This window comes from Hyphomonas atlantica corrig. (assembly GCF_000682715.1).
In the GTDB taxonomy this organism is placed as follows: Bacteria; Pseudomonadota; Alphaproteobacteria; order Caulobacterales; family Hyphomonadaceae; genus Hyphomonas; species Hyphomonas atlantica.
This window is the reverse complement of sequence record NZ_AWFH01000026.1, coordinates 1-7840: the sequence shown is the minus strand read 5'-3', so window position 1 is coordinate 7840 and position 7840 is coordinate 1. Positions and strand designations below refer to the sequence as shown.

Genomic DNA, 7840 nt, shown 5'->3' with positions numbered 1-7840 from the left:
CTGGTGGATCACCCCTGTGGGGCAGGCCAGCTTATGCGAGCCTGTATCCGTTGGTAAAAGACGTGTAAGAGTTTGGAGGTCGCGATATGAACCGTTATTCCGGGGGCGAGCGCCAATTTTTCGTGTGGCTGATAAGCATCTTTGCCCTTTCTATTTTTCCTGCTTCTGCCAGCGCACAGGGTAGTTATCTGAACCAGACCTTGATCGATGAAACCGCTGACTTTGATCCGCAGGACTGGCGTCCCATTCAGGCGAAGGACTTGCCAAATCATGGAGAAAGGGTGTCCGTTTCTCCACAAAATCGGGGCGTCCTCCTTTATGCTGACGACTCAATCGCCATCTTCAATCGGGGCAATGTGCGCACGCGTGAACAAAACGCCAGTGGTAGACCCATCTCGAAAATTATTCCCGAAGGCCCCATTTGCTCTGCCCCCGAATGGCACCGCGAGTGGCGACAGGATAGTACGCGGTACAATATCGCACCCGTGACCGTGCCATCCATGCATGTCGTTGTCGTAATCAATGAGGCACCGACTTTTGAGATCTCGCGTGCGTTGTTCGAACACAAGCTGAAGCCGATCATTCGTGATCAGGTGGTCGAAAAGTTTTGCGGCGGCAAAGCAGTTTTTGTCCAGACGGACATCTGGCTCGTGGGACTCCAGCACAGCTCAGAAGGCGAAATTTTCAATATCGCTGAATTCACCTACCCAGAGTATCGGGTTGGCGCAGACGCCCGTGAACATAGTTCATTCCAACTCGTTTCAAGCGCACAGTCGCTACGCATCCGGCCCTATGATGCAGGTTTCGCAACAGGCTTTCTCTATTTTTGGGAAAATCTGCCAGAGTCCGATCGGACGCGACTAGAAGCTATGGACTTCGGTACACGCGAAGCAGACACACTGTCCCTGTCTCTAGGGCACGGCGTTTCGGAATTCGAAAATGGGAAAATCAAAACGCTGAGCAAAAAGTGGGAACGGCTGTCCTATGCCGATTATAACTGGCACAAAGCGCAAAGCGCAAAGCGGACGCGGGATGTGCTTGCCGCGCGACAGGAGGCAGAAGACCTGGCTAAAGCCTTCATCGCGGGACTCGCGATAATGCAGTTTCGCAACTATTGCTACGGAAACGATACGCCTTGGTGGGCCTGGGATCTCCACGATGTTTGGGGGCGCCGGGAATTGGACGCGTGCAAACACTATTTTGGCGAATAAAGTCCTGGACATTCTAGAGAATTGGCGAGCGCTTTTCGCAGATTCTTGAGTTCAGCTAAGCGTTGTGTTTTTTGTATGCGTGACCACTTGGCATGACACGAAAGGGGACACTGCGTGCTCAAGACTCTTTCAACGATGATTATGTCTGTCGCTTACATCGCGACAGCATATGCAGAATGTAATGTATACGAAGCCACATCTTCCGATGGCGCAATCGAGTATAGTTGTAGCGACAATCGAAACAGCCGTTTGGTGATGCCGGGCACAATTCGGAGTAAAGCCAATCAGGCGCTTGGTATGCCGAACCCTCGCGATTTGATCGTGAAGATCGATGCGGGTGGAACCATCATCGACAGTTGGGTCAATCAGCGCGGATGGAGAGCGACGGGACAAGGCGGCGGAGCGGACTCAAGAGCGGTTTATGCCAGCCCTGGCGCTGACGCGGACGCGTTGCAAGCCGCCATTGTGTCGGGCGCCCCGGTATCGGCATGGGTCGCTACCCCGGATGGCGCGCGGTTTGATCTGTTTTCGGTAAGCTTTGCCGCGAGCCAGCCTGAAGTGGCTTCACTGAATGTCGAGCCCGAGCCTATCACTTCAAGCGAAGCCGCTCTTTCCGGCTTCAAAGCGGAAATGGCATCGGCGCATCTGAATGGCCGAACCAGTAAGGCCTTGCTCAATAAGGCCTGCGTCATTGAGATGGCGACAGCGAAACGAGACGAGGTTCGCGCATCCCTGACTGCACACCTAAATGAAGCTTCGGCAACAGCCCGCGGACGCCAACAAAATTATGATGGTGATCGTGCCGCGACTGTCGCCAAACTGAGGGACTATAGCAGCCCTGAGCTGACCGCTCCGAAGATTCTCGCGCGCATGTTTGAAGACGGCGATTGTCGCAGCCGTGAACAGGCGAACGAATTGTACTTATCGGAATGCCAACGTGCGGGCGGACGTGACTGTGAATGCAAGGCGGAGCATTTTGCTGAGAATTTCGTTGCGAAGACTAGAATTGGCTGGGGCAATGAAGTGGAGCACCTTCGCACAGATGCCATGTCTGCTTGTCAATGACGAACTGATTTTGTTCGACCAAACTGGATGTTAACACGCTTGCTTGTGGCTTCTTTTGCACCCGTTGAAGACAATTTTTAGCGGTTTACTTGGGACTCGCCTATGCCGCGCTCGAATTGAGACAGTAGGCTAAAAGTTGACGCACATATTCTTAGACTATAGTCGACACGCATGAGCAAACAGAGCAACACAAACTTCACTTGGTGGCACATCCGGTAATCGGGTGGCCCAGCTTTCATATTCCAGAATGGGTCGCCGCATGAGCGGCCTTTTTTGTTTCCTCTCCTGCGGTGCCCCCACATATCCAGGAGACTTCAGTGTCACATCCCATCCTCCTCACCGGCGATCGCACAACCGGCCCGCTTCATCTCGGGCATTATGCCGGATCCCTCAGGAACCGGTTGAAATATCAGGACACGCACAGGCAATTCGTGATGCTCGCCGACACGCAGGCCCTGACCGACAATATCGGGAATATCGGCAAGGTCCGGGAGAGCGTTCTGGACGTGGCGATGGATTATCTTGCCGTCGGCATTGATCCCGAAAAGACAAATATCTGCGTGCAGTCTCATCTGCCCGCCCTGGCCGAACTCTCATTGCTGTATCTCAATTTCGTGTCGGTCGGGCGATTGCAGCGAAATCCCACCGTCAAGGAAGAAGTCCGCGCGCGAGGCTTTGAACAGAGCATCCCGGCTGGCTTCCTGTGCTATCCGGCGGCTCAGGCGGCTGACATCACGGCCTTCAGGGCAACGCTTGTACCAGTGGGCGAAGACCAGATCCCGATGATCGAGCAGACCAATGAAATCATTCGCAGAATGAATGCGGTTGTCGGTCGCCCCCTGCTCGAAGAGATCGAAGCGATTGTGCCAAAGACAGGCCGGCTGCCGGGCGTGGATGGCGCGTCCAAGATGAGCAAGTCTGCCGGCAATGCGATCGGGCTGTCGGCAAGTCCGGCTGAAATCTCGGCGGCCGTAAATGCGATGTACACAGACCCAAATCACCTCAGGGTGCAGGATCCCGGGCAGGTCGAAGGCAATGTCGTGTTCACCTATCTTGAGGCTTTCCATGATGATGCCGAGGAAGTGGAAGCGTTGAAGGCGCATTATCGCCGCGGCGGCCTCGGAGACGTGACGCTGAAGAAGCGCCTTGAGGGGATCTTGCAGGATTTTCTGGAGCCCATCCGGGACCGCCGCGCCCGGCTTGAACAGGATCTTGACCATATCCGCGATATCCTCCGTGACGGCACGCAGACAGCGCGCAACGTGACAGAGCAGACGAAATCCGAAATTTATGACGGGCTCGGACTGTTCAGACTGTGAGCGGGTAGTGGATGCCTTCTTCTACGCCTTTGGCAGCTGTCTTCGAAGCTTACACCGTGCACTCCCAAACGACGTCTTCTACAGAAACAAAACGGGCGAGACGGTCCATTTCGGCATGAAGCTTGTTGGTTCTGGTGTCAGACCATCTTATGCCGGGTTCTGGCCAGAAATTCTGGACAATGAGTGTGCCGGCCTTGCGGTCTGCCTTGAGATCGATGCGGCCGACAAACCGGTCGCCTTCGAGCATTGGGTAGACATAATAACCCCAGCGCCTCTTGGCCGGCGGGACGAACATCTCGATCCGATAGTCAAAGCCGAACAATCTCTCAAGCCTTGTCCGGTCACGGATGACCGGATCGAACGGGTTCAGAATGCGCAGCCGACGGGTCGGAGCGGGTGCCCTGTCGAGGCGGACTTCAATGTCTCCGGGCGCCAGCGCCGGACGGAGCGATCCGTCCGCGCCCTCGATCTCGACCGGAACCAGTTCGCCGACATGTTGTCCGGTCCATTGTTTTGCCTCTTGTGAACTGACGGCGTCCCAGAAGCGCTGGATGTCGCCTTCACTGCCAAACGCCATCCGGTCCAGCGCGCCGCGGCACAGCCAGTCGATCTGGTCTGTGTCGGGTATGTCCTGCTCGCGCAAGCCCGCCGGAATGACCCGTTCGGCCAGATCATAGAATTTGGTGAAATTCTCGCGATGGGCGGTCGCCAGTTCCCCGGAATACCACATGTAATCAAGTGCCAGCTTGTGCGGTGGGCGAGCCCACATCGCCTTCTCACCGCTGATCCTCGTGTCAAACGCTTTCGTGCTGAGCGGGCCTTCCGAGGCGATGCGCGCCTTGATCGCCTGGCGCCCTGCCGCCTCCGGCATGGCGCGGTGCCATTGCCAGCCTCTGACTTTCTCTTCGAGCCGGCGAAACTGGCGTGCCCACATGGGATAGAAATCCATCGGGATCACCGACGCATCATGGGTGAAATGCTCGAAGATGCGGCGATCCCGGCTCATATGCCGGCCCAGCATCGGCTCGCGGTAATTCTGGTTCCGGCTCCAGAGAATGTGGTGATGGGCCCGGGAGACGACCCGGATGGCATCGAGCTGGACAAAGCCGAGCCCCTTGATCAGGGCATCGAGATCGAGCGGACCTGTCGGCGTGGGTGCCAGCCCCTGGACCGAGAGCCAGAGGCGCCGGGCGTCCCGGTTCGAGATGCACAATCGCCGTGTCATCGAGGGAGCGTCCCGAACCGGGCCCGGCGGAAAGGCTTGGATGCCGGCCTGAGGCGAGGAAAGGCTGTCATCTCCTAGAACAGGCTCCCCTGAAGCGGGTCGGCCTTGGCGGCTGCGGGCGTGTCTTCGGGCGCCATCTGCCAGCTGCCATGATCTTCGAACGGGGTCAGGATGGACTGAACCTGCTCCGGGGTGGATGGCGTTTCGCCGAGCCATGTCGGGATGTGATCGGGATCAAGGACTGCCGCCATGCGCTTGTCGGGATCCCCGGTGACGAATTGGGAAATGCCCTCATTGGCCTCGGTCGTGCACATGACGAATTCCGGTTCCGAGCCGGGCACGTCCCGGAACAGGACGGCAATGGCTAGGCGCGTGTTATCCTTCGGCCGGATCGTCCACTGCCGGGTCCGCGTATTCCCGGTCGGTGTGACGCGGTCGGGGCGGAAGGTCGGCACCTCCTCACCCTCATTGAAACTGGTCACGATGAGCAGACCGCGCCTGGCCTCGAAATGTGGACGCCAGAGCGGAGAGGCCAGCAGCCGGTCATTGCGGGCATGAACATGTTCGGGAAAGCGGCGGCCGCCGCGCAGATTCGTAAACCCCCATCTCATGGGGCGGGCCTGCCGGCGACCGTCTGTCCCGAGATGAAGGACCGGTGCTGACGCCATCGGCATCGCAATCTCTTCCGGCTGATTGCTGGCACGCGCTGTCAACGGCTCGGAGAAATCATGCACGTCTGCCCAGCTGGCAAAATATCGAAACTTTCCACACATGAATCGAGGTTGGCACGCCGGACAGGCCTGGAAAAGCCCCCTCTGCTGCGGGGCGTCTGACCGATAACGACGAATCTAACTTATTTCGCAAAGAGGGCAGGACGCGCCCCAAATTCCTCTTTTAAGTTTATTTTGGATTCAATCTTGCATGAGGTCGTTGCGAGGAGGCTTTGTCATGTCCGAATGTCCAGATGCGCGACAGATTCAGGTCGAGGCCTATGCCTATACGCACGCCTTGTCGCGCAGCCGCTGGGCCTGGGAATTCCTGAGGCGCAATCCGGATTTCCTGAAGGATGTGGCACGCGAACCGCACGGCACGGTCTCTGTGCGCCCGGCCTGTCCGAACACGGTCCTGATCAAACCCCGCACCGACCAGACGGCAGCGGATCGCTGGGGGCTGGCCTTCTTCCCGAACCCCGATGCCAACGGCCTTGACGCGAATGCGTTCTGGTCGGGCACCCGGTTTCCGCGTCAGATCCAGCTACATGTGTCGCCGGCGATGCCCGGCGAGATCTGTGAAATCCGGGAATGTGCGCGCGATCGATGCCGTATCGTGCACCTGGTCGACGCTGCCGGGCGCGAACACCTGCTGGTCCGGGGCGGCGCCCACATTGTCCAGGTCCGGTGCACGGGGTGTACGTTGCTGACCCGAGATCCGGTCCGTCTCGGCTTCATGATCCGCGGCGTCGATTCTCTGGTGCCGCGCCTGCGCCTCCTGGAAGATGCGCTGCGGGTCTTTGCGCCGGTCACGGCACCGACGCCGCCGCTCTGGACGCGCACGCAGCGCGCGTTGCGCAATGCCCTCATCGCCTGGGATTGCCAGCAGGAAGGCCTGTCCCTGCGCCAGACGGCCCAGATCATTTACGGCAAGGCACGTGCAAATGAAGCCTGGGCTGGTCCTGATCGCGCGATGAAAGATGAAATCCGCAGGGCCCGGAAACGTGCGCGCACCCTGATTGACGGTCGCTATCGCGATTTGCTGGCCCCGTCCGCATCCGGTCGCCGGCGCCTCTAGAACAAGCTTGATCGAGCAATCGAGCTCCTGTCGTCCCCCGGGCCCGCCGGGGCGGGGCGCATCGGATGGGTCTGGCCGCCTGTGTCTGCACGAATGTCTGGCTCGCCCGGCTGCGTCTCCGGTCCCGGGCTATCCCGTCCGGGAGAGCCCGGGCTGCGGGGGCTTGCCGGCCCGGGGCCGCACCGCGCGCTTCCCACTGGCCTTGCGGCCAGAGGGGTCACGGGTGCGAAACCTATTCAGAGATCAGGTGTCGCGCCGGCTTCGTGCGGATCCAACAGCCATTTGCCATAGACATTGACCGCCTCGCGCTCGAACCCGAGTTGCGCGTAAAACGCTTCAGCCGCGCAGTGTCCATGGCGAACGCGCAATTCCAGCTTAGGTGCACCTCGCGCCACCAGCCACAGGCCGGCCTCTTCCATGATTTCACGCCCATGTCCGCGGCTGCGCTGGCCAGGCGCCACGGCGAGATAACAGGCCCATCCCCTATGCCCATCGTATCCGATCATGACGCTGGCGATCAATTCGCCCGCCTCGCGGCCGACTAGCAGCGTGGCATCCTTTGCAGTCACGGCGCGGGCAATGTCGGCGGCGGGGTCATTCCACGGCCGAACAAGATCGCAGGCCTGCCAGAGCCGGATCAGTTCGTCCCGGTCTGACGCGCGATAGTCTCTCACATAGAGCGTCATCTCCTATACCGGGTGAGATGATTCCCAGGCCTTGGCCAGCGACAGCGAAGCTCGACTCGAGCCGACCCAACTCCTCCACACAGCTCAGCATCTTTCCCTCTCAGACGGTGCTGGGCGGACGACCGGTCTGCCCGGACCCGCCGTTTGCGCAAGGCGGGCGGGTTTGAATGGCGTCCGGAAGCGCATTGAGCGCCTTACCTTTCCGCCTTGCGCAATCGCCTAGGAGGTCCGGCCTGCCGGCCTTCTCGCCGCCCACCCCCGCCTGATGCGGGAGGGATTTTGGGCGGGGAAGCGAGACTTGACCCATGACCCGACCCGAGCCCTCAGCCCCTCTTGCAGCAGATCCTGCACGCACATCTCCGGACCGTCCCCGCATCTATGTGGCCTGTCTGGCCGCCTATAATCATGGCTGCCTGCACGGGCGCTGGATAGACGCCACCACACCGGGCGAGATCATGGCCGAGGTGCGTGCCATGCTGGCTGCCTCACCGATCCCCGACGCCGAGGAATGGGCCATCCATGGTGCGACCAGAAAGTCGCATCTGT

The 7840-nt window shown here is 59.5% G+C and carries 7 protein-coding genes and 1 pseudogene; 5 read left to right on the top strand and 3 right to left on the bottom strand.

Translation table 11 applies throughout. From position 1 onward, the window contains the following. Positions 1-86 precede the first annotated feature (86 nt). The 3 genes from HY36_RS11300 (at position 87) to trpS (ending at position 3595) form a co-directional block, all read left to right on the top strand. A complete protein-coding gene (locus tag HY36_RS11300) occupies positions 87-1211 on the top strand; it encodes a hypothetical protein (RefSeq protein WP_035552737.1) in 1125 nt (374 codons plus the stop codon). 114 nt (positions 1212-1325) lie between these two features. After that, entirely contained in the window at positions 1326-2276 is a 951-nt protein-coding gene (locus HY36_RS11295; protein ID WP_155841881.1) for a hypothetical protein, read from the top strand. A 317-nt stretch (positions 2277-2593) separates the two neighbouring features. Then, positions 2594-3595, top strand: a complete 1002-nt coding sequence (trpS, locus tag HY36_RS11290) for a tryptophan--tRNA ligase (RefSeq protein ID WP_035552730.1) — start codon at positions 2594-2596, stop codon at positions 3593-3595. A 49-nt stretch (positions 3596-3644) separates the two neighbouring features. Here trpS and HY36_RS11285 read toward each other — a convergent pair whose 3' ends face one another. Together HY36_RS11285 and HY36_RS11280 are read right to left on the bottom strand one after the other, a co-directional pair. Continuing rightward, a complete protein-coding gene (locus HY36_RS11285) occupies positions 3645-4820 on the bottom strand; it encodes a winged helix-turn-helix domain-containing protein (protein WP_035552727.1) in 1176 nt (391 codons plus the stop codon). A 74-nt stretch (positions 4821-4894) separates the two neighbouring features. Then, positions 4895-5593, bottom strand: a complete 699-nt coding sequence (locus tag HY36_RS11280; protein WP_035552724.1) for an SOS response-associated peptidase family protein — start codon at positions 5591-5593, stop codon at positions 4895-4897. Positions 5594-5741: 148 nt separating this feature from the next. Here HY36_RS11280 and HY36_RS11275 point away from each other — a divergent pair. Continuing rightward, positions 5742-6515 (top strand): annotated as a pseudogene (locus tag HY36_RS11275) (transcriptional regulator domain-containing protein); the annotation flags it as partial. Between the two features lie 329 nt (positions 6516-6844). On the opposite strand, the gene HY36_RS11270 reads toward HY36_RS11275, so the two are convergent. After that, complete coding sequence (locus tag HY36_RS11270; protein ID WP_035552720.1) at positions 6845-7294, bottom strand: GNAT family acetyltransferase; 450 nt, start codon at positions 7292-7294, stop codon at positions 6845-6847. 305 nt (positions 7295-7599) lie between these two features. Between HY36_RS11270 and HY36_RS11265 the strand changes: the two genes are divergently transcribed. Continuing rightward, positions 7600-7840: antirestriction protein ArdA (locus HY36_RS11265; RefSeq protein ID WP_035552717.1), on the top strand; the 241-nt coding region annotated here is incomplete at its 3' end.